We start from the raw sequence: 21,460 nt of genomic DNA on the forward strand, positions 1-21,460 counted from the left end.
CTCAAAAGATGGCACCTCAGGCGTAATCGTCACCTGACGGGTGGCCGAGAATTACGCGTTTTCTACATGATCGGCACTATGGACATAGGTGGCGCGGAAAGCCAGGTCGTACTGCGCGCCAAGGAACTACGCGCCCGCGGTGTCGACAGCCGCGTACTCCTGCTCTTCGACGGTGGCCCCTTCGAAGCGTTTCTCCAGGATGCGGGGGTTCCCGTGGTGCATCTGCGCTTCCGGACCGTCAGCACCGCCGGCTGGCGGCGAGCGCTCCTCTGCGACATCGCGGCGTTCTGCCGTCTCGTACGCCTCCTGCGCCAGGCCCGGCCTCACGTGCTTCACGCCCACCTGTTCCACTCCTACGCCATCGGTGTGCCGGCAGGTAAGTTGGCCGGGGTCCCTTTAGTGGTGGCGGGACGTCACACACCACTCATGGTCACCGGCAGAGGTCTTCTGACATCGCTCATAGACAGAGCCGCCAACCACATGGCCGATCACATCGTTCCGGTCAGCCAGAGCATCGCGGACGAGCTCTCAAGCCGCTTCCGCCTCCACCACAAAATCAGCGTGATCCACAACGGCCTCCCACCCGCGGCGTTTCTTCCCCACAGCCCGGCCCCCTTGGAAACGGAGTTCCCCGTCGTGGTCTGCGTGAGCAGGTTCAAGCCCCTCAAGGGTCATCGCTACTTGCTCGACGCCGCGGCGCTCCTCGAACTTCGCGGGCTGAGGTGCACCATCGTTTTGATCGGGGACGGACCGGAACGCGACAACCTGGAGAAGCAAGCGGAGAGGCTCGGGATCGACGTTCGTTTTCCCGGCTTCCGAACCGATGTGCACGCCTGGCTGGCCCGCGCCGACATCATGGCCCATCCGACACTGGCAGAGGCCCTCGGGAACTGCATCATGGAGGCGATGGCAGCCGGACTTCCCACGGTCTCGACACGCGTCGGCGGCGTACCCGAGCTCCTCGGAGAGAACCGCGGGCTGCTCGTCCCCCCGGCCGACGCCGCCGCTCTGGCCGACGCGATCCAGCGTCTGCTCACCGATCACGCGCTCGCGAAGCGACTGGGCGCCTCGGCGCAGGCGTGGGCGGTGGACCACCTCACCAGCGACAGGCTCGTCGATCGATACCTGAGCACCTACGCGCGCCTCATACGTCAGAAGTTCGCGACAGATCTGAACACACCGATCGGTCACCGCGCGCCCAGCGCCAGATGAGAACAGGTCACGTCGCGTCCAAAATATCTTCACGTTTTCCTTTGTGAGGGACGGAGCCCGTCGTCTTTTTCAACTTTTCAACGGTCCGTCTCGGGACACACCCTTCCGCCTGCTCGTGTCCGTGCGGTCACGTTCCGTAACATGACTCGGGAACCAGGGACCGGCCGGCGTGGCCGTCCTTGTTGTCCTGCTGGATAGGCAATCGAATGACTCTTTCCAAACGCGTAGACGGCGGCACGGACATCGAGACGGACAACGAGACCGTCTGGCAGTCCGTGCTGTGCTGCCCGCGCTGTCATGGTCCACTCCGTGCCGCGGCCGAACTCCGGTGCGATTCGTGCTCGACCGCGTACCCCATCGACAATGGAATCCCACGATTCGTTCCCCAGGACAACTATGCGGAGGGGTTCGGATATCAGTGGAACCGGCATCGGGTGACCCAGCTCGACTCGCATTCCGGTATGCCCATCTCGCGCAGTCGATTGATGAACGCGAGCGGCTGGTCGGTCGCCGACCTGAAAGAAAAGACCGTGCTCGAATGCGGCAGCGGCGCGGGACGGTTCACCGAAGTACTGTGCGAAACCGGCGCCAAGGTGACATCGGTCGACATCTCGAGCGCCGTGCATGCCAACGCCGCTTCGAACGGCCGCTTTCCCAATCTGAGGATTGTTCAGGCCAGCATCTACGAACTGCCGTTTCCTGAGGAGTCGTTCGACTTCCTGTTCTGCTGCGGAGTGATCCAGCACACACCGGATGTCGAAAAGACATTCAAGACCCTGTTTCGTTACCTACGGCCCGGGGGCCGGTTCTGCATCGACGTGTACGCCGCGATCATCGCCTATACACATCCCCGGCAGTTGCTGCGGCCGATCACCAAACATATGCCCCCCGTCAAGCTATACGCTCTCGTGGAGAAGACCGTGCCCAGGCTGCTGCCCCTGTCCATGAGGCTCAGCGCCGTTCCGCGGGTGGGACAGTGCCTGGCGCGTCTGGTTCCGGTGGCGAATCACGGCTATCTGGGTCTGACGGACAAAGAAATCGCCCGGAACTGGTCGATTCTGGACACCTTCGACTGGCTCTCACCTCGGTATGAGAGGCCACAGCCCCGGCGGCGCCTCGAGCGATGGACACGGGAACTGGCCCTGCGCGAGGTTTCCATCGAGCGTCACCGTGGCTTGTACGTGATCCGCGGTACCAAATAACCGGCGCGCTCCGGCTCGGTTCGCCGGTCGGATCCCCGTCCCTCCCGGTGTCGTGTCCGTCAAAAAATCGGCGCGACCACGCTGCCATGCCTTCACACGTACGGCACATCTCTTCGCGACTCTGGCCGGGAAGCGCAGACGCGAACCGGTTCAACCAGATTTCGATCCTCAAGGGCAGCATCGGGAAGGGGTAACGTCGTGGCGGACAGCGATAGAACCGGCCTTCGGCGCGTCGCGCTTCTCATCCCGCAGCTGATGCCGCTGGGTGGCACCGAGGTACAGGTCTCTCTGCTGGCCCGGGAGCTCCAGGCCAGGAACATCGACGTAAAAGTGCTCGTCCTGCGGAGAGGCGGACGGCACACGGAGCCCCCGCTCCTGGAGGGGGTGGAGGTACACCAGCTCGGCTTCGTCCCTGTCTCGCCGAGACCATCGGCTCTGATCCGCAACCTGCGCGCCTGCATCTCCCTGATACGCCTGTTGCGGCGTCTGAGACCTCAGGTGCTGCATGCGTTCCTCTATTTCGGTTACGTCGTCGGCCCGCCCGCGGCCCGGCTGGCACGGGTTCCGATCGTGGTCGCCGGTCGGCGCAGCCAGGACTTCTTCAAAAGGAACCGCAGGTGGGTGCTGGCTCTGGAGAAAGGCATGACCCGCATCACCGATCATGTGGTCGCGAACGCCGTCGCCATCGCCGAGGAAACCCGCGCGGTCGAGCGGGTGCCGGCGCACAAACTGAGTGTGATCTACAACGGCCTGCCGGAGTCGGCGTTCGATCCGGTCGAGCCGGAGCATGTGGACACCTCTCTCCCGGTGATCGTCTGCGTCGCCAATCTCCTGGAGGTCAAGGGGCACCGTTTCCTGATAGAGGCCGCCGCGCTGCTCTCCCAGCAGGGGCGCGCGTGCACGGTGGTGCTCATCGGCGAGGGCCCCGAGCGCGGCCACCTTGAGATGCAGGCGGCCGCGCTCGGCGTCGACGTCCGCTTCCTCGGATTCCGTGCGGACACGGCCGGCTTTCTGGCCCGCGCCGACGTGGTGGTCCTTCCTTCGCTGTCCGAGGGCTTGAGCAACGCGGTCACGGAAGCGATGGCCGCCGGCCGGCCCACCGTCGCCACCTCGGTGGGTGGCACGCCCGAGCTCCTCGAAGACCGCGGCCTCCTCGTCCCCCCCGCCGACCCCGCAGCCCTGGCCGAAGCGATCACCCACCTGCTCACCCAACCCCGGCACGCCACCACCCTGGCGACCGCCGCACGCGCCTGGGCACGCAAGAACCTCGACGCAACCGCCATGACCACCCAGCACATCAACCTGTACCACCAACTCCTGGAGACCCGATGTGTGGAATAGCCGGAATGGCCACAACATCACACCCGGACCCCGAACTCGTCCACCGCATGTGCGATGTGATCGTGCACCGGGGACCGGACGGTGCGGGCTTCCACAGTGACGAACACGCGGCACTCGGCATGCGCCGATTGGCGATCATCGATGTGGCGACCGGCGACCAGCCCGTCTACAACGAGGACAACCGCATCGTGGCCGTGTTCAACGGCGAGATCTACAACTTCGCCGAGCTCCGCGACATGTTGATCGCCAAGGGACACCGTCTGCGTACCGCCGGAGACTCCGAGTGTCTGGTGCATCTCTACGAAGAGTTCGGCGTAGAGCTCGTTCATCAGCTCAGGGGGATGTTCGCCTTCGCCATCTGGGACCGGGACCGCCAGCGGCTGCTTCTGGCCAGGGATCGGGTGGGCAAGAAACCGCTCTACTGGCGGGCCGACCACTCCTCTATCCGGTTCGCGTCCGAGCTGAAGTCCCTCGCGCAGGACCCCGGCATGGGCCGCGAGATCGATCCCGTCGCCCTGCATCACTACCTGACATACCAGTACGTCCCCGCGCCGTGGTCCATCTACCAGGGCGTGCACAAGCTCTCCCCCGGACACGTGCTCGTCTGGGAACGCGGCAACGTCACGGTCAATCGCTATTGGCGGCTGGACCGCACTCCGCGACCGGTGGTGGACCAGCGGGAGGAGGAGAAACGGCTACGCGAGCTACTCCTGGACGCGACCCGGGTCCGCATGGTGAGCGAGCGGCCCATCGGGGCATTCCTGTCCGGAGGCATAGACTCTTCCGCCGTGGTCGCCGCCATGGCGATGCAGAGCACCGAACCGGTCAAGACATTTTGCATCGGCTTCGAGGACAACCGGTACGACGAACGCCACAAGGCACGGATGATCGCCGACCGGTACTCCACCGATCACCATGAGCTCGTCGTGACATCGAACGTACTCGACATCCTGCCACGCCTCGCCTGGCACTTCGACGAACCGTTCGCCGACTCCTCGGCGATCCCCAGTTTCTACGTGGCCCAGCTGAGCCGACAGCATGTCACCGTCGCGCTCAGCGGAGACGGCGGCGACGAGTGCTTCGGCGGCTACCGGCGCTACGCGTTGATGAACCAGGCCCGCAGGATTCCGGCACTGCCCCCGGCCCTGGCGGCGATGCTCACGCGTACCGGCACCCTCGTGAGCGAGCGGAACGACTCCCGATCCCTGCCCCATCAGCTGGGCCGGCTGATGAGGTTCACCGCGGCGCGTCCGTCACAGCGCTACGCCCGCCTGATGTCCTACTTCACACCGGAGCAGAAATCCAAGATCTACAGCGACGCGCTCCGGGACTTGCTGACGGGGGTGGACAGCTACCGCCTGCTGGAGGAGACCTTCCAGGGTTCGTCGGCTGAGACCGATCTCGGCCGTGTCATGGACGTCGACACCCTTACCTACCTTCCGGGCGACCTGTTGGTCAAGGCCGACATCACATCGATGGCCCACTCGCTGGAGGCCCGTTCGCCGTTCCTGGACCACCACATAATGGAGTGGGCGGCCACCCTTCCCAGCGCACTGCACATCCGCAACGGCCGGACCAAACTCCTGCTCAAACGCGCGGTGGCCCCCTGGCTCCCCGAACAGCTGCTGCACTATCCCAAAAAGGGGTTCAGTGTTCCTCTCGCTGCGTGGCTCCGTGGCGAACTGCGGGAACTGGCCTACGACATGCTCACCGACGGCACTGCCCGCGGCAGAGGCCTGTTCCGACCAGCGGTGGTCCAGGAGCTGCTGCAAAAGCACATGGACGGCGCCGACCACGGCACCCGACTGTGGGCGCTGCTGCAGTTCGAGCTCTGGCACCGGACGCACGCAACCCCGGACACGGCCCTCATCAGCGGGGCCGGATGCCACGCCTAGCAACTGCGATGACCCGGCGCACGGAACCCACCCGCGGCCCGCACGATCGACGAGAGGCTCACCATGGCCCGAGGAGAGGCGACCGCCGCACGCGCCTGGGCACGCAAGGACCTCGACGCAACCGCCATGACCACCCAGCACATCAACCTGTACCACCAACTCCTGGAGACCCGATGTGTGGAATGGCCGGAATGGCCACAACATCACACCCGGACCCCGAACTCGTCCGTCGCACCTCTCCCTCCGGATCAAGATCCACTGAGGTCGACCGGATCGGCCGTTCAACCGAGCGGTCATCCCGCGGCGTCCGGACAGGCTTCCGATGCCCCGTACCGCGGACCTGAGCTCCTCCCTCAGCAAGGTGCTCCAGACCGTCGGGAGTCATGCGGTCCAGGTGTTGCTGGGCACGGTGACGGGCGTGCTGATCGCACGGATCCTTCAGCCCGAGGGGCGGGGAACCTACTCGGTCATCGCGACCACGACGCTCACCGCCATCGTGCTGGGGCACCTGTCTGTCGAGAAAGCACAGATCTATCTGTGGACGGACCAGGCACGGCACCGCAGTCTCCTCGCGAACGGCCTGGTGATCGGCCTGCTCTCGGGGACGGCCACCGCACTGATCGCGCTGACGTTGATGTGTGTCGGCGCCATGTCGACGACCTCTCCGCTGCTCGGGCTGGCACTGCTCACCGTGCCCTTCGGCGTGGCGGCCACGAATCTCAAAGGCATCGCGCTGCTGCGATCACAGGTGAACATCATCAACCGCGGTACCGTCGCCGCCGCGTCGATCCAGTGCCTCCCCCTTCTGGTCCTGGCAGCCACCGGCCACGTCACGGTGACCAGCGTCATCGTGTGCTGGACGATGTCAGTGGTCCTTCCTTTCGTCCTCCTCATCCAGGCGCTCCGCCCGCGCCCCCTGCTGACGGACGGTCGGCTCGCCTGCCGCCAGCTCGCCATGGGGAGCCGCTACCACATCGGGCTGGTGGCCTTCTATCTCCTGATGACCTTTGACACTCTGCTGATAAACGCTCTCGACTCCGCCGCCACGGTCGGGATCTACACCGTCGCGGTCACGACGCTCTCCCTTGCCTGCATCCCGGCAGAGGCGATCACTCGGGTCATGCTTCCCCGGCAGGCCTATGGCGACATCCGGCAGGCCGAGCAGATCACCGTCCGCGCCTTCCGGCTCAACCTGCTTCTCTCCGCAGCCTTCATCGGGACCCTGGCGGCCGTCTCCCCCGTGCTGATCCCGCTGGTCTACGGCCGGCCTTTCGCCGGTAGCGTCATACCGCTGCTGGCACTGGCCCCCGGAATGATCGCGCTTTCGGTGATCCGATTGGTCGAGCAGCATCTCATACGGCTCGCCCGGCCGATCTCCATGACTGTCATCGCCATCGGCGCGCTGACCATGAACGTCCTGCTCAACCTGGTGTTGATTCCTCGCTGGGGCGCGCTGGGCGCCGCCCTCGCGTCCAGCGTCGCCTACATCCTCATGGCCTTGCTCGAAGTGGCATGGTTCACGCGTTCGGCACGCCTCCCGCTACGCGATCTCCTGCCTCGCCTGTCCGAGGCGCGTTCGGTACTGGCACCGCTGACGGATTCCGGCCTGATCGCCCGGTGGCGCCGCCGTGACGCCTGATGCCGGTTCCTTCCGGGGGAGGTTCGGGGGGCCGCCCGGGGGCCGGCGGTGGCCGTGATCAGACACCGGTCACGGAGGTCACGGCCCCTCAGCCGGAAGGGCCGACTCGCTCCCCCACGCTCGTGATGACTTTCTCATGAGCCGGAGGAGAGCAGGTCCATTCGGTAGAACACCCAGCCGAGTGGTATCGAGCCCAGGCTCAGAGCTCTGGCGGCCACCGCGTCGAACCCGCGGGAGCGGCGCCACACCGGTTCCTTCCGATGGAAACAGGCCCGCGAGAAATTCACCGCGGCCCTGGCGAAATGAACCGGCCTGAAGCGCAGCCATGCGATGTCCTCCGCGAGGGTGATGCCGTGCTGCATGACGGCCCCAGAGGCGATCTCAGCGAAGGGACGTCGGGTCAGGCGATTCTGCGCGGACATACGGCACACGACGACCTGCTCGTTGACGTGGCGCGTCAGATAATTTCTTCCGATCGCCCGCCAGACCACGCTTTCGGCGACGTACCCCGCTTTCAGGGGAAAGGGATGCGCGCGGAGGACATCGGTTCTGTACATCCTCGGTTTGTCGCCGGCCATGGAATACCGATAGACCGCTTCCTGCCAGCTTGCATCCATCATGTCGCGCGGGAATCTCTCACCGACGACATGCCCCCGCTCGTCCACGCAGAGGCCGGCGACCCCGGCGTACCGCCGGTTGTCCCCGATATCGGACCAATGGTCCAGGAGGCGACGCAGCCCGCCGGGAACGAGCAGGTCGTCCGAGTCGATCTGAGCGATCAGCTCGCCGCGGGCCATCGAGACCCCGTGATTGAACGCCGAGTGCTTCCCACCGTTCGGCTGCCGTTGACAGCGGACCGGGAACGGGCTGATCCGGGCCAGTTCTTCCATGACATCTTCGGTGTCGTCGGTCGACCCGTCGTCGATGACGACCCATTCCAGGTCCATGTCCTGACGTAACAGACTCGCGTGGAGTTCCGGGAGATACCCTGCCCGGTTGAACGTGGGAGTGAGAACGGTGACCAACATCGGGCACACCTCATACCACTGTCGCGAAGACATCAGGCGGTACGACGGCTCCCCCGCGCGGCCGATCGTCGCCTGCCCGCCGTCCGGCGAGGACCAGGCCGGGGACCGCGCTCATGTCGATCCGGCGCATCATCACCACATGGCTCCCATCTCGGGAAGGGGCGGATCCTGGAAACGGACGGCAGACGAAGGAGACCCCGCGGGCTCTTCGAGCCGGCTCGGTGCCGTGCGATCGAACCATCCGTCCTGAAGCGAATCCGCAGGCTGTCGTATCGCGACCGATGCTACGGCGGACGGCGGGCGCGCAGCCGTGATGATCAGCATGCACCGGCGAAAGGTTCGGCCAACGTTGGTCATGCCGGAGGTATGGTTCCGGCGTTGAAGCACCGGCCGCGCTTCCCCCGGCGGCCCGGCCCGGTCGCGCTGTCAAATCACCTTCGAGACACCGTCATCGGCAGACCGCCCGGATGGAGGAGAGGCCGCGGGCTGCTCCTCGTCCCGTGAACTCCTGGTCCACGCCACTGCGGCGAGCACACTCGTGACCAGGACGATCGGTATGCGTTGCCGGAAGATCAGGCCGATGTTGGCCATGGTGCTGGCGTAGGCGATCGTGCCCGGGATGATGAACGACATGAGGATCAGGAGTGTCGCGCGGTCACGGCGCCACAACCGGCGGCACCCGCGCATCGCGCTGTAAAGAAGGAAATACCAGATAAGGACGTCTATCTTCCCGAGGTGCAATGTCAGGTCGCCCTCGGTCCAGGGGAACGGGGACAGGAGCGTGTAGAGCACTTTGGAGCCGAGCGCGTTCCACGGGTCGCCGCCGTCTTCGAAGGCGACGCCCGACCTCCCATCCCCGTTGGAACGACGGACGGCCGCCGACTGGCCGTTCTCAAGCTGCTCCTGGGCCGCCTCGAGCTGGGCTTCCCCGTAAGTGCCCCCGAAAACGAACACGGCGGATATCAGCAGCATCGCGAAGACGAGCATGCGCCGCAGGGAGAACGCGTTCTTGAGGCCCACCAGGCCAAGGATCAGCGGCACCGCGCACATGAACACCATGTACGGCCGCACGTACCACAGGGCCCACAGCAGCGGGACGAGCATGAGGAGCCTGTGCAGGTCGAATCGTCGTGAAAGCGAAACTCCCAGGCCGATGCTGGTCACCACGAGAAATGCGTTGAAGCCGTCCTTGTACGTATCCGAGGTGTGCAACAGAAACGCGGGCATGAACGCCGTGACGACGAGCACCAGAAACGCCGAGCGCTCGTCGGCGCCGACGAGCCGGGCAAGTTTGTAGATGACGATGCACAGCGCACAGGCGAGGAGCGCGACGATGGCGGTGCAGGCGAGCGGAGCGAGGCCACCGCACAGATAGATGACGATCGCGAAGACCTGGCACGGCACAGCGACGGCGGTGAGGGTGTCGATCTCATCGGCCGTGACGAACCGAAAACCCTCCTGCCTCCAGTATTCGACGATTCCAACGGCCCTCCCCTCGTAACCCAGATTGTCGCCGCCGTAGTCGATGACACCGCTCCGCATCACCAGGACATGGACGACCAGCCGGACGACGAAGGCGGCGAGCAGGACCGGTAGGACCCGCCGCGCCACTGCGGCGCCCAGGTTCGCACGGACAAGAAAGACAAGCGCCACTGCGGCGGCGGCAACGATGAGATATTCCACGGAAGGCCACCTTCGATCCGCGTCAGGACGACGTCACAGGGGGCCGGCGGTCGGTTTGACCCACCAGCGAGCGACTCTGCGTCGGCGACGCTAGCGCGAGGGACGGATGTCATCGTGTCCGAAGGATGTCCATGGTCTGGTGATTACCCTCCGTTGCCGATTCTTTTAGCCGGCGTATCCCGCCGGTTGAGCCCGCTGTCCGTGAAGCGACGCGGACGGCCGTCACACCGGGCAACGCGACTCGATAACGCGCAGGTAGGGAGCGATAAAACATTTCGCCACTGCCGTGACGGCGTGGACGGAACGGCCGGAATCCCTAGTTAGCTTCTCGACGTGAGCCATGCCTGTCAGCAAGGAGCCTGCGTGAAGCCCGACAGTCGGATTCGTGTCATGGAAATCATTGCCCGGATGAATGTCGGCGGCCCCGCTACCCAGGTAATGGGATTGTCCAAAGGGCTGAACCCGGAGGAGTTCGACCATCGCCTCTACACCGGCTACGTCGACGATCACGAGAGTGATCATCTCCGGCTGCGCGACGCGGAGACGCGGGTGCATCGGGTCCCGGGCCTCGGCCGGGCGATCCGACCGGGCGACGACTACCGCGCGCTCTTCTGGCTGATCAGCGCCATGCGGGTGTTCCGCCCGCACATCGTGCACACCCGCACGGCCAAGGCGGGTGCCCTGGGTCGCGTGGCCGCCCGTCTGGCCGGCATCGGCTCGGCCCGGGTGCACGTCTTTCATGGACACCTCCTGCACGGCTACTTCTCCCCGGTCAAGCGCCGGCTCTACATCCAGTCGGAACGACTACTGGCCTCAATGTCGGATCGGCTGGTGACGGTGGGCTTCCAGGTCAGGGACGACCTGCTCAGGGCCGGCATCGGCCGCGCCGGGCAGTACGTGGTGATCCCGCCCGGAGTCGGCCTGGGATCGGTCCCCGGCCGTGAGGCGGCCCGCGCCGAGCTGGGCCTGCCGCAGGACGCGCCCGTCGTCGCGTACGTGGGCCGCCTCACCCAGGTGAAACGGCCCGACCGGTTCCTCGCCGTGGCCAATATCGTGCTCGGGCGGATCCCCGGATGCCACTTCGTCATGTGCGGCGGTGGCGAGCTCGGGCAACAAGTCGAGCGGGACATCGCGCCCATCCACGACTCCTTCCACCTGCTCGGGTGGCGCAAGGACGTCGAGACCGTCTACGCCGCCGCCGATGTGGTCCTGCTGACCTCCGACAACGAGGGCACCCCCCTCACGCTCATCGAGGCGGGAATGGCGGGCACGCCTGTCGTCTCCACGCGCGTGGGGAGCGTCTCCGAGGTTGTCCGGGACGGGCACACCGGCCTGCTGTCAACGACAGACCCGGACAAACTGGCGGCGCATACCGTCCGCCTGCTGTCCGACCCGGACTTCGCCCGCCAGATGGGCGAGGCAGCCCGCGACTGGACCGCCTACGCATTCAGTGTGGACCGCCTCGTCTCGGACACGGAGCACCTCTACCGGTCGCTGCGCGAGACATCCAACCGTCATCTCGTTACGAAGGAAAGCAGCCAATGAGAGTACTGGTGACAGGCGGTGCCGGGTTCATCGGCGCGCACACGTGCCGGGCGCTGGCCGCCCGGCCCGACGTCGGGCACGTCACTGTGCTGGACGACCTGAGCAGTGGGGACCTTACCAACCTCGACGGTGTCGAGGCCGACATCGTGACGGGCAGCATCCTGGACCGCGACCTGCTGACGGAACTCGTGGCGAGCGTCACGCACGTGATCCACCTCGCCGCCCGCCCGTCGGTGCCCCGCTCGCTCCTCGACCCGCTGGCCTCGCACGCCGCCAACGCGACCGGCACCCTGAACGTGCTGGAGGCGTGCCGCGCGAGCAGACCGCACGTGATCCTCGCCTCCTCGTCGTCGGTGTACGGCGACAGTCCCGAGCCCCATAAGCACGAGGACCTGCCCACCAGACCGCTCAGCCCGTACGGGGCCGGCAAGCTCGCCGCGGAGGCGTACGCGCTGGCCTACGCGCACAGCTACGGCCTGCCGGTCCTGCCGTTCCGCTTCTTCAACGTCTACGGCCCGCTGCAGAGCGCCGGGCACGCGTACGCGGCCGTGATCCCGGCGTTCGTCTCCGCCGCGCTGCGGGGCGAGCCGGTTCCACTGCACGGCGACGGCCTCCAGTCGCGGGACTTCACCTACGTGGGCTCGGTGACCCAGGTCCTCGCCGACGCGGCCGCGCGCCGGATGACCAGCACGAAGCCGGTGAACCTGGCGTTCGGCACCCTCGTCTCCCTCCGGCACCTGATGGGCGTCCTCGCCGAGATCCTCGGCCGCCCCGTCGAGGAGACCTGCCTGCCGCCCCGACCGGGCGACATCCGGCAATCCCAGGCCTCTCCCCATCTGCTGCGCGAACTGTTCCCCGGCGTGTGTCCCGTCCCGCTTGAGGACGGGCTCCGCACAACGGTGGCCTGGTTCGAGAGAACGCAGGTTCCGGGTGTCAAGGCGGAGGTCGGCAGCCACCCGTGATCCACCACTTCCTCCCGCCGATAGAGATCGCTCTCCAAGCACGTGATGAGGAGAACCCTGTGAGCACGACATCAAGCACCAAATATCTGATAACAGGCGGTAGTGGCTTCATTGGATCGCATCTGGCCGACGCGCTGCTCGCGCGCGGCGACTCCGTCGTCGCCCTGGACAACCTTTCGACGGGACGGCTGGAGAACCTGCGCCCCCATCCGGGCCTGCGTTTCGTGCACGGTTCGGTCCTGGACGAACTCATGGTCGACGAGTTGGTCCATCGATGCGACGTCGTCGTCCACATGGCGGCCGCGGTCGGCGTCAAGCTGATCGTCGAGCAACCGCTGCGGTCGCTGACGACCAACATCCGGGGTTCGGAGATCGTCATCGAGGCCGCGCACCGGTACCGGAAGAAGATCCTGGTCACCAGCACGAGCGAGATCTACGGCAAGAACTCCTCCGGCGCGCTGCGCGAGGACGCCGACCGCATCCTCGGCAGCCCCGCGGTGGTCCGATGGGCCTACAGCACCGCCAAGGCCGTCGACGAGATCCTCGCCAACGCCTATCACAAGGAGCGCGGCCTGCCGACGATCGTCGTCCGGCTGTTCAACACCGTGGGCCCGCGGCAGAGCCCGACCTATGGCATGGTGATCCCGAGCCTCGTCCGGCAGGCCCTGTCGGCCACGCCCCTGACGGTCTTCGGCGACGGGACCCAGACCCGCTGCTTCGCGCACGTCGCGGACATCGTCGACGCGCTGCTCCGGCTGCTCGACAACGACGCGGCCGTCGGTGAGACCTTCAACATCGGCTCCGCCGACGAGGTGAGCATCATGGAGCTGGCGAAGCTCATCATCGAGTTCACCGGCTCTACCTCCGGAGTCGACCTCATCCCCTACTCCGAGGCCTACGAGCAGGGGTTCGAGGACATGACCCGCAGGGTTCCGGACACCACGAAGCTCCGCGCGCTCACCGGCTGGGCCCCGCGGCGTTCTCTCGACCAGATCCTCACCGAGATCATCAGAGAGTCCTCCGGAGATCCGGCGGCGTTCCCCCGATGAGCGGGACGATCGCCCTCGCCGCGGGAACGGCCTGCCTGCTCAGCGTGACGGCCGCCGTGCCGCTGAGGCGCCTGGCGCTGCGGTGGGACCTCACCGACCACCCCGGCGGGCACAAAACCCACAGTCGCCCGACCCCGTACCTCGGCGGTGTCGCGATCACGGTGGGCACGGTCGTGCCCACCGTGATCACGCTCGGCCTCGCCGATCTGCAGATCATCGCGATCCTCCTCGCCGCCGCCACGGTGTCCCTCCTCGGCCTGATCGACGACATCACCCCCCTGCCCGCGGCCACCAGGTTGATCGTGGAGACCGCGGTGGCGATCGGGGTGGTGTTCTCCGGCGTCCAGGCGACCGTCACTGGGACGTGGCTGGACAGTGTCCTCACCGTGGCGTGGATCATCGTGATGACGAACTCCTTCAACCTGCTGGACAACATGGACGGCGCGCTGGGAACCGTCACCACCGTGACCGCCGGTCTCCTCGCGGCCACGGCCCTGCTCCAGGGCCACACCTCGCTCGCGGTGCTCCTGTGCGCGCTCGCCTGCGCGTGCCTGGGCTTCCTGCCGCACAACTGGGCGCCCGCGAGAATGTTCATGGGAGACTCCGGGTCGCTGTTCCTCGGATTCACGGTGGCCTGCTCGGCGACCGTCCTGGTCATGGGACGGCCCCCGGACGCGATGATCGCCGGATTGTTCCTGCCGACGTTCATGGCGACCGTCGACACCTGCGTGGTCTTCCTCTCCCGCCTGCTGGCGAACCGCCCGCCGTTGCGGGGCGGTACCGACCACGTCTCGCACCGGCTGCGCCGTATGGGCCTGGGAACCCGTGCGGTCGCCGCGACACTGGGCGCGATCACGGCGTTCACCGGCGCCCTCTGCCTGACGACGGTCTCGGGTCTGCTGTCACCGCTCGTCGCGATGGTCGCGGCGGGCGCGATCGCCGTCACTCTCGTCAGCCTGCTGCGGGACACGAACACCCGCCCGTCGGCCCACCTCCCCCAGATCCCTCAGAAAACTCACGAAAGGCGGCGTTGATCCCGTGGATCTGCTCTACTACGCACGGCTGGTGCGCAGGAACTGGCTGATCATCCTTCTCTCACTGATCCTGGCGGCGGGGGCGGCACTCGCCGTCACGGCGAACACGCCGCCGAAATACGTCTCGACGATCTCCATGCTGGTGTCGGGCCACGACAGGGAGGGCAGCCTCTCCACCGCCTACCAGGCGGGCATGCTGTCGGCCCAGCGGGTGCAGTCCTACGCCAACCTGCTGTCCAGTCGCCGGGTGGTCGGCCAGATCGTCGCGGGAGAGGACATCGCGCGCCTCCAGGGAAACATCAGCGCCGAGGCCGTCCCCGGCACCGTGCTCCTGCGTGCCACGGTCACCGACACCGACCCCGCGCGAGCCTCCCTGCTGGCCAACGCCCTGGGAGACCGCTTCTCGAAGCTGATCGACCAGATCGAGCGCCCCACTCCGGGCAGCCGCCCCACCATCAAGATCACGATAGTGGACAAGGCGGACGTCCCTCAGGAACCGGTCAGCCCCAGGCCACTGTTCAACCTGGCGGTCGCCGTGCTGATCGCGCTGCTCGCCATCATGACCGTGATCGTCCTCCGTGACCGCCTGGACACGACCCTCACGTCCTCCGAGGCGCTGCGGAAGGCGTCGGGCAGCTCGGTCCTCGGGGTCATCGGCTACGAGCGGGACGCGCGGCACCACCCCCTGATCCTGCGCGACCGTGGCCGGTCGTCCCGATCCGAGGCGTTCCGCGCGCTCCGGACCAACCTGCAGTTCATCGGCGTCGACCGGCAGCCGAAGTCACTCGTGATCACCAGTTGCCTGCCCGGCGAGGGGAAGTCCTCGACCTCCGCAAACCTCGCGATCACGCTGGCCCAGGCGGGCTGGCGGGTCGTCCTCGTGGACGGCGACCTGCGCCGCCCCAGCATTCCCTCCTACCTCGGCATCGAGGGGGCGACGGGCCTGACGGACGTGCTGATCGACAAGGCGCGCCTGAACGAGGTCATCCAGGTCTGGGGCGATGCCGGCCTGTCCGTCCTGCCGAGCGGTCAGATTCCGCCGAACCCGAGTGAGCTGCTCGGCTCGAACGGAATGCGTCAGGTGCTCGCCCAGCTCACCGGGACGTACGACATGGTGATCATCGACGCGCCGCCGCTGCTGCCCGTCACCGACGCGGCGACGATCACCGCGCTCTGCGACGGTGCGCTGCTCGTCGCCCGGTACGGCAAGACCCGCCGGGAGCACATGGCCCGCGCCTCGGAACTGCTGGCGTCGATCAACGCCCGCGTGGTGGGAACCGTCCTGAACTTCGTCCCGGCCGGTAGCGGCACGTACTACGGCCACAACAGCGGCTACGGCTACAAGTCCGAGGTCAAGGATCCGGTGAGTGTGTGAGCAGCCGAAGCGGGACGGCGAGTGACCTCGCGATGCCCCGTCCCGCCGCCCAGTAGGCCAGTCGGGAACGCCCGTACGGGTCGGCGATGTCGAGCTGGTCGATCCGGACCAGCCCTCGCAGCGCCCGTGCCTCGTCGACCAGCGCGCGGGCCCGCCGCACGGGATCCCGGTGCTGGGTGATCTTCTCGGACGGCACGGCCCGCACCAGCGTGCCGAACTCGGCGATGGTGAAGGCCCGCGCGGCCGCCGCGAGATGCAGGGCCACTGATTCCGCCCGATGCCGGCTGGTGGCCGTGAGTATCAGGTCCGCGTCGGCCACCAGCTCGGGAACGAGGAGGCGGGAGCCGAAGTCCGCGGGGTCTCCGCCGAGCCGGACCAGCGTCCGCCGGGCGTGCCCGGTCATCTCCAGCCCGGGCTGGGCGTGTGTGCCCGCGCTGATCACCTGGACCGCCGGGCACGGCCCGAGCGCCGAGCGGGTCAGCCGCTCGGCGAGCGGGGAACGGCAGATGTTGCCCGTGCAGACGAACAGGATGCGGAAGCGGACGCCCTCCCGGGGCGTCGGCGCCTTCCACACGTCCCTCCAGCAGCGCGGGCCGCAGCACTCGTGCCCGGATGTAGCGATCTCGATCTCCCCGTTCCCGGTGACACCGGAGTCTTCTCCGGTCGTGGGACTCCACGCGATCCCGGCGTTCTCCGGTGAGGCTCTCATCCCGAGAGGGTAGATCGGCTCCCGTACGCCATCGCCCTCGGCACACCGCTCTTTGCCCTTTCATACCAGCGCACGTGATGGATCGTGCGGCCGAAGACATCTGTTCCCATCAGGGGGCGCAACCGCGCGGGTCCTCGGTGACGTGGGTCCGCTGGGGCCGGACGAGCGGCTGCACGGGGACCAGCGGCGCCGCGTCCGAGGCGGGCTCGACGAAGTCGAACTCCAGGGACCTCGACTGCCCGGGAGCGAGTTCCAGCATGACCGAGTAGACGGGGTGGGAGCGCTCCGTCCCCCTGACGACGGCCGCCCGCTCCCCGTCCAGCCTGGCCGCGGTCATCCGCCCGCCGAGCCCGCCGTACAGCGACACCCACAGCAGGTTGGACCCGGGAACGTGCGGTCGCCGAGGGAGGTCGAGCCGACCGGTGACATAGGAGGGCAGGACCTCCGCCGGGACGTCGTTGACAAGCCGGATCCGCACGGTCGAGGGACGCAGGCCGTCCCGGCAGGCGCCCAGCTCGTAGTCCAGAAAACGCTCCAGGTAGTAGTCGAGCTTGCCTCCGGCCGAGTTGTTGACCACCAGCCCCGCGAACGGTCCCGGCCGTGAGGGCAGCACGCCGCCGATCGGGGCGCGGGCCAGGATCCGCTGCTCGGCCTCGTGACGGCTCCAGACCTGGATCCGCCGCTCGTCGACCATGCGGCCCAGTACGGGCAGCAGCCCGGCGGGGTCGGCGAAGGACTCGGGCAACGCCTCCCCGACGGCGCCGGCGACCTCGATGAGGAACCGCTTGCGCGCCACCGGATCGTGGTAGCGGGCGTAGGCCGCCCGCTCGGTGAGATCGACGATGTTCGCCGAGGTCACCTTCTCCCCGCTGGGAAGGGTGACCGGACCGATCAGCCGTAACAGGTGGGCCAGCCCGGCCGGGTCGACGGCCACGGCTCCGTCGAGCCGCGTGCCGGCCCGCCTCTCCCACAACCGGATCCAGGTGGCGGCGGCGTACGGAAAGTGCGGGGAGAGGTTGGAGACGGACAACACTCTGGTCGCCCCCGGCCCGTAGCGCCTGAGGAAGTCCCGGCCATGGTCGACGACGGGGACGGGGCTCGTGAACAGACCGGTGTCGGCGGACAGCCGCTCGACGGCGATCCGGCCCCGGTCGGCCCTCAGGATGCCGAAGGCGCCCACAAGGCCCCCGGTGCCCCGCGCCTCGGCGTTGTTCTGGAAGGCCAGGAAGTAGCGGCGGGGACCGTCGCCACCGAACATCGGAGGCAGCAGAGCGGCGGCGTCGGCGACGGTGCGCAGCAGGTCGCGCAGCCGGGTCATCTCGCCCAGCGCGGTGCTCCTCGCCTCGTCCAGCGTGTCCAGTCCGCTGTCGGCCGGGGTGGCACGCAGAAGTGAGTCCGCCCGCGCGAGGCGAGTGACCGCGCTCGCCAGGACCGGTGCCGCAGCGTCGAGGGCGGCCAGCCGCCCCCGCACGGCGCCTTGGGAGGAGGGGGCGGACGTCATGAACGGCGTGGCCGCCCGCTGCACGTCGGTGAGGACGCCGGTCAACTCGTCGGCGGCCCGGGCGAGGCCGCGCACAGTCGTCGCGGCGTCTCCCGCGAACGGGATGTGGGAGATCACCCACCAGCTGGGTCCCCCGGTGAGCCGCCGCGCCTCGACCGTGTGCGACCGGGCGTCCGCGAGCGCCTCCGCCACCTGGGCGGGGGCCCCCGCGCTCACCAGCGAGCCCAGCCGTGTCAGCACGCCTTCGGCCGCCACCAGATGGTCACGCACCCGCAGGCCCAGGTGGGCTCCCCAGGTTCCGGCGATCACCAGGGCGGCGAAGGCGGCCGAGGCCGACAGGACGATCCGGCGGGCCCTCCATCCGGACGGCCCGCTCCGCACCACTGGAAGGGACGGCCCGACGTCACGGCGGGTTCTCCCTCCCTGCCGCCTACTTGGCACCGATGGATCGGCGGCGCCGCACCAGCCACAGCACACCGGCTCCCGCGACCAGCAGGCCGACTCCCAGCCCGGCGAACGCCGTCGTGGGCGCTCCCGTGAACGGGAGACTCTCCCCGGCCCCGCACGAACGTCCCCCGTTACCGCAGTCGTTGCTGACGGCCTCGTTCTCGCAGTCACCGTCCCTGCAGTCGTCGTCTTCAACGGCATTCTTCCCGAGGGGCGTCCGGGCGACCTGGAGTGCGATCCTCCCCGCCTCAGAGGCCTTCTTCTTCGCGGCCTCCGCCCTCCCCACGGCTCCGGAGGCCACCTGCTCGGCCTTGGGATCGACTCCGTTGGCGAGGCCGACGATGTGCCCTGCCTCACCGGCGATGCGCCCGGCCTCCGGGACGATGCGCTTGGCCTCGGCGACGATGCGCCTGGCCTCGGCGGTGATGAGTCCGGCCTCGACGGTGCTCCCGAAGACGGCTCCCCCCGCCGAGGCACCAAGGGCGAGCCTCGCGGCGGCCGGGTTGACCCGCAGAGCCGTGGAGGTGGGCTCCGGGGTGGGGAAGACGGCGACCCCGCCTATCCTGTTCCTGTCGATGTTCCTCAGCTGGTTGCGGTTGTCGTTCCTGTTGTTAATCTCAATGCAGCTCTCCCCCACAGCCTCCGCGCAGGACTCGGCGACATCCGCTGCCTGCTCGGCGAGGTCGTCCGCCCGTCTGCCGATCGCGTCGGCCTCGTCGGCGAGGTCCTCCGCTACGGTGAGGAAAATGATGTGCGGCGGGTACGGCGCGCCCGAGACGGGCCCCAGCGGCGGATGACCGCTCTCCGCGATCACCGCCCCCGCGGGACCGAGTATCGGGCCGCCCCCGGTCATTACCGCGAGCAGGAAACACATCATGTATTTTCTAGCCATTTAGGGCTCCCAGAGCGATGGTTCAGGCCACAGAACAAGACGCTGAAACAGAAGCGACATGTCCCCAGAGCTTGTTATATTCGCCCGTTCCGCGATAACCCGTAGGCCATTCCCCCCCTTACCGAATGATCGTCAACCATTCTCCGAATATTGGGACTCGCCCGGCTGCGCCAACGCGGAGAAAAAAAGAAGAGGTCACGGCGCGGCCTCGACCCGGTAGACGGGCCCCGACAGGCTGAGCGCGTACAGCTCGCCGTCGTGCCCCTGGCCGAAGGACGACAGCTGCTCCACCCTGCCGAGGTCGTCGCCGCTCCCCTCCCCTCCTGGGGGCGCGGCCTTGACCCAGCCCGCGCAGAAGTCGCCGTAGACGAATCGTCCCTCAAGGCCGGGGATCTTCTCGCCCCGGTAGACGTATCCGGCGATGACCGAGCAGTTGCCGTCCTCACGCAGCGGATACTCGATGATCGGGTCCACCAGGTCGGCGGTGTCGCCGCCGCCACCTCCGTCGAAGGGGTGGGTGCCCTCCTTGAGGTTCCAGCCGTAGTTGCGGCCCCCCTCGCCCTTCGGCTCGAAGTCGACCTCCTCCCAGGCGTTCTGGCCGACGTCCCCGATCCACATGTCGCCGGTCTTCGCGTCGAAGGTGAACCGCCAGGGGTTGCGCAGGCCGTACGACCAGATCTCCGGCTTCGCCCCCTCCCTGCCGACGAACGGGTTGTCGTCGGGAACCTTGTACGGGGTGCCGCGCGGGTCGATCCTAAGGATCTTGCCGAGCCAGGTGTCCAGTTTCTGGCCGTTGCCCTGCGGGTCTCCCCCGCTGCCGCCGTCGCCGAGGGCGATGTAGAGGTATCCGTCGGGTCCGAAGGCGAGCTGCCCGCCGTTGTGGTTGGCGTACGGCTGCCGCTGGGTCAGCACGTCCCTGCGGTCGGTCGCCTTACCGCCGGAGAAGGCCCATTCGGTGATGTGGGTGCTCCCTTCGCGGTCGGTCCAGTTGAGGTAAAGGAAGTCCCCCTCCGGATGGAAGGCCACCCCGAGCAGTCCCTGCTCGTTGCCCTTGCTGATCTCTCCGGAGAGATCGACGACGGGCGCCTCGGCGACCTTCCCGTCCTTCACCGCGCGCAGCCGCCCCGTCTGCTCGGCGATGTAGAGCGTCTGGTCGTCCTTGCGCAGGGCCATCGCCACCGGCATGTCGAGCTGGGCGAACTCGGTGAAGCGGACCTTCGGGGCCGCCTGCCCCGCGGACTGCGTCTGAGAGGTCGTGGCGGTGGGTGGGACGGACGCGGAGTCGGCGGACCCGGTGGTCCCGGTGGAGGAGCAGGCGACCAGCGCCGCACTCAGCAGGGCCAGGCCCAGTCCTGTCCGGCGGGAGATCGGCACGGTTTCAGCCTCCTGTGTTCTTCGCCTGCTCAAACGATCGTCTGTACGGGTCTACGCACCGGCCGCCGCAAAGGTTCCGGCCACACCTGGCGATTCCCGCCCCCTGCCCTCCCCCATCCGGATCCATCCATTCTCCCGGGCCGCCTTCCCCGGCCTGTCAGAGGTCACGGTGCCTGCGGATGCCCGATGGCCCAAACGGGTGAAGCCTCCGGCCGGAGCCGGAGGCTTCACCTCTCGCGATCGCCTACGCCGGAAGGTCCCAGCTCGGCCCGGCGGGATCACCGAGCCAGACGCGCCGGCGTTCCCTCGTGACGGTGAGCCCGAATCCGGACCGGTGCGGAGAGCCAGCCTCCTGCCAGATGAGGACGGCCTCTTCGACCTCGTCCCACAGCTTGATCGGCCCGTGCTGATACACCGCCCATCCGCCGTCTGCCGTGTTTGTCGTATGACAAACACGCTGTGCGATCCGACAAGAAGACCCCCGGCCATGAAGCCGGGGGTCCTTTTCAGCTCGGAGAGGGCTAGAAGTCGAACTCGCCCTTCTTCGCTCCATCGATGAACGCTGCCCAGAC

Annotated in this window: 17 protein-coding genes and 1 pseudogene; 11 read left to right on the top strand and 7 right to left on the bottom strand. The window is 67.5% G+C overall.

Going from position 1 to position 21,460, the window contains the following annotated elements:
* Nucleotides 1-78: 78 nt before the first annotated feature.
* The 6 genes and pseudogenes from ACFY3D_RS09225 to ACFY3D_RS09250 all read left to right on the top strand — a co-directional run bounded on the left by ACFY3D_RS09225 (nucleotide 79) and on the right by ACFY3D_RS09250 (nucleotide 7,289).
* Nucleotides 79-1,212: a glycosyltransferase gene (locus ACFY3D_RS09225; protein ID WP_389976853.1), complete on the top strand. Its 1,134-nt coding sequence runs from the start codon at nucleotides 79-81 to the stop codon at nucleotides 1,210-1,212.
* A 206-nt stretch (nucleotides 1,213-1,418) separates the two neighbouring features.
* Nucleotides 1,419-1,568, top strand: a pseudogene (locus ACFY3D_RS09230) (Trm112 family protein); the annotation flags it as partial.
* Between the two features lie 78 nt (nucleotides 1,569-1,646).
* The gene (locus tag ACFY3D_RS09235; protein WP_389977538.1) at nucleotides 1,647-2,414 is read left to right on the top strand and encodes a class I SAM-dependent methyltransferase; all 768 of its coding nucleotides are present in this window, start codon (nucleotides 1,647-1,649) and stop codon (nucleotides 2,412-2,414) included.
* A gap of 198 nt (nucleotides 2,415-2,612) precedes the next feature.
* Nucleotides 2,613-3,755 carry a glycosyltransferase gene (locus ACFY3D_RS09240; protein WP_389976856.1) on the top strand — a complete coding sequence of 381 codons (1,143 nt, stop codon included), beginning with the start codon at nucleotides 2,613-2,615 and terminating at the stop codon, nucleotides 3,753-3,755.
* A gap of 5 nt (nucleotides 3,756-3,760) precedes the next feature.
* On the top strand, nucleotides 3,761-5,650 hold the full coding sequence (gene asnB / locus ACFY3D_RS09245; protein ID WP_389976859.1) for an asparagine synthase (glutamine-hydrolyzing): 1,890 nt from the start codon (nucleotides 3,761-3,763) through the stop codon (nucleotides 5,648-5,650).
* Between the two features lie 322 nt (nucleotides 5,651-5,972).
* Nucleotides 5,973-7,289 carry a lipopolysaccharide biosynthesis protein gene (locus ACFY3D_RS09250; protein ID WP_389976862.1) on the top strand — a complete coding sequence of 439 codons (1,317 nt, stop codon included), beginning with the start codon at nucleotides 5,973-5,975 and terminating at the stop codon, nucleotides 7,287-7,289.
* A gap of 134 nt (nucleotides 7,290-7,423) precedes the next feature.
* On the opposite strand, the gene ACFY3D_RS09255 is transcribed toward ACFY3D_RS09250, so the two are convergent.
* The gene (locus ACFY3D_RS09255) at nucleotides 7,424-8,350 is read right to left on the bottom strand and encodes a glycosyltransferase family 2 protein (protein ID WP_389976865.1); all 927 of its coding nucleotides are present in this window, start codon (nucleotides 8,348-8,350) and stop codon (nucleotides 7,424-7,426) included.
* 393 nt (nucleotides 8,351-8,743) lie between these two features.
* A complete protein-coding gene (locus ACFY3D_RS09260; RefSeq protein ID WP_389976868.1) occupies nucleotides 8,744-10,000 on the bottom strand; it encodes a hypothetical protein in 1,257 nt (418 codons plus the stop codon).
* Between the two features lie 390 nt (nucleotides 10,001-10,390).
* On the opposite strand from ACFY3D_RS09260, the gene ACFY3D_RS09265 reads away from it, so the two are divergent.
* The 5 genes from ACFY3D_RS09265 to ACFY3D_RS09285 are packed head-to-tail and all read left to right on the top strand — an operon-like array spanning nucleotide 10,391 to nucleotide 15,965.
* Complete coding sequence (locus tag ACFY3D_RS09265; protein WP_389976871.1) at nucleotides 10,391-11,545, top strand: glycosyltransferase; 1,155 nt, start codon at nucleotides 10,391-10,393, stop codon at nucleotides 11,543-11,545.
* The gene (locus tag ACFY3D_RS09270) at nucleotides 11,542-12,507 is read left to right on the top strand and encodes an NAD-dependent epimerase/dehydratase family protein (protein ID WP_389976874.1); all 966 of its coding nucleotides are present in this window, start codon (nucleotides 11,542-11,544) and stop codon (nucleotides 12,505-12,507) included. Before ACFY3D_RS09265 ends, ACFY3D_RS09270 begins: the two co-directional genes overlap by 4 nt.
* Nucleotides 12,508-12,566: 59 nt before the next feature.
* Nucleotides 12,567-13,556, top strand: a complete 990-nt coding sequence (locus ACFY3D_RS09275) for an NAD-dependent epimerase/dehydratase family protein (protein WP_389976877.1) — start codon at nucleotides 12,567-12,569, stop codon at nucleotides 13,554-13,556.
* The gene (locus ACFY3D_RS09280; protein ID WP_389976880.1) at nucleotides 13,553-14,590 is read left to right on the top strand and encodes a glycosyltransferase family 4 protein; all 1,038 of its coding nucleotides are present in this window, start codon (nucleotides 13,553-13,555) and stop codon (nucleotides 14,588-14,590) included. Before ACFY3D_RS09275 ends, ACFY3D_RS09280 begins: the two co-directional genes overlap by 4 nt.
* 4 nt (nucleotides 14,591-14,594) lie before the next feature.
* Nucleotides 14,595-15,965 carry a polysaccharide biosynthesis tyrosine autokinase gene (locus tag ACFY3D_RS09285; RefSeq protein ID WP_389976884.1) on the top strand — a complete coding sequence of 457 codons (1,371 nt, stop codon included), beginning with the start codon at nucleotides 14,595-14,597 and terminating at the stop codon, nucleotides 15,963-15,965.
* Here the strand turns inward: ACFY3D_RS09285 and ACFY3D_RS09290 are convergent.
* The 5 genes from ACFY3D_RS09290 to ACFY3D_RS09310 form a co-directional block, all read right to left on the bottom strand.
* Entirely contained in the window at nucleotides 15,943-16,674 is a 732-nt protein-coding gene (locus ACFY3D_RS09290) for a hypothetical protein (protein WP_389976887.1), read from the bottom strand. The two genes, ACFY3D_RS09285 and ACFY3D_RS09290, sit on opposite strands and share 23 nt — an antisense overlap.
* 109 nt (nucleotides 16,675-16,783) lie before the next feature.
* Nucleotides 16,784-18,556 carry a DUF4012 domain-containing protein gene (locus tag ACFY3D_RS09295; RefSeq protein ID WP_389976890.1) on the bottom strand — a complete coding sequence of 591 codons (1,773 nt, stop codon included), beginning with the start codon at nucleotides 18,554-18,556 and terminating at the stop codon, nucleotides 16,784-16,786.
* Nucleotides 18,557-18,605: 49 nt separating this feature from the next.
* Nucleotides 18,606-19,514 (bottom strand): LPXTG cell wall anchor domain-containing protein, encoded by a 909-nt coding sequence (locus ACFY3D_RS09300; RefSeq protein WP_389976893.1) that lies wholly within the window; start codon nucleotides 19,512-19,514, stop codon nucleotides 18,606-18,608.
* Nucleotides 19,515-19,709: 195 nt separating this feature from the next.
* The gene (locus tag ACFY3D_RS09305) at nucleotides 19,710-20,888 is read right to left on the bottom strand and encodes a PQQ-dependent sugar dehydrogenase (protein ID WP_389976896.1); all 1,179 of its coding nucleotides are present in this window, start codon (nucleotides 20,886-20,888) and stop codon (nucleotides 19,710-19,712) included.
* A gap of 244 nt (nucleotides 20,889-21,132) precedes the next feature.
* Nucleotides 21,133-21,303, bottom strand: coding sequence for a hypothetical protein (locus ACFY3D_RS09310; RefSeq protein WP_389976899.1), 171 nt, complete (start codon nucleotides 21,301-21,303; stop codon nucleotides 21,133-21,135).
* Between the last annotated feature and the right edge of the window lie 157 nt (nucleotides 21,304-21,460).

The sequence above is a fragment of the Streptosporangium sp. NPDC000509 genome (genome assembly GCF_042898365.1).
In the GTDB taxonomy this organism is placed as follows: Bacteria; Actinomycetota; Actinomycetes; order Streptosporangiales; family Streptosporangiaceae; genus Streptosporangium.

Excerpts from the sequence above, each read along its gene's own strand:
- ACFY3D_RS09280 (WP_389976880.1), top strand. The coding sequence starts at position 13,553 with ATGAGCGGGACGATCGCCCTCGCCGCGGGAACGGCCTGCCTGCTCAGC.
- ACFY3D_RS09265 (WP_389976871.1), top strand. The coding sequence starts at position 10,391 with ATGGAAATCATTGCCCGGATGAATGTCGGCGGCCCCGCTACCCAGGTA.
- asnB (WP_389976859.1), top strand. The coding sequence starts at position 3,761 with ATGGCCACAACATCACACCCGGACCCCGAACTCGTCCACCGCATGTGC.
- ACFY3D_RS09225 (WP_389976853.1), top strand. The coding sequence starts at position 79 with ATGGACATAGGTGGCGCGGAAAGCCAGGTCGTACTGCGCGCCAAGGAA.
- ACFY3D_RS09250 (WP_389976862.1), top strand. The coding sequence starts at position 5,973 with ATGCCCCGTACCGCGGACCTGAGCTCCTCCCTCAGCAAGGTGCTCCAG.
- ACFY3D_RS09255 (WP_389976865.1), bottom strand. The coding sequence starts at position 8,350 with ATGTCTTCGCGACAGTGGTATGAGGTGTGCCCGATGTTGGTCACCGTT.
- ACFY3D_RS09290 (WP_389976887.1), bottom strand. The coding sequence starts at position 16,674 with ATGAGAGCCTCACCGGAGAACGCCGGGATCGCGTGGAGTCCCACGACC.
- ACFY3D_RS09300 (WP_389976893.1), bottom strand. The coding sequence starts at position 19,514 with ATGGCTAGAAAATACATGATGTGTTTCCTGCTCGCGGTAATGACCGGG.
- ACFY3D_RS09270 (WP_389976874.1), top strand. The coding sequence starts at position 11,542 with ATGAGAGTACTGGTGACAGGCGGTGCCGGGTTCATCGGCGCGCACACG.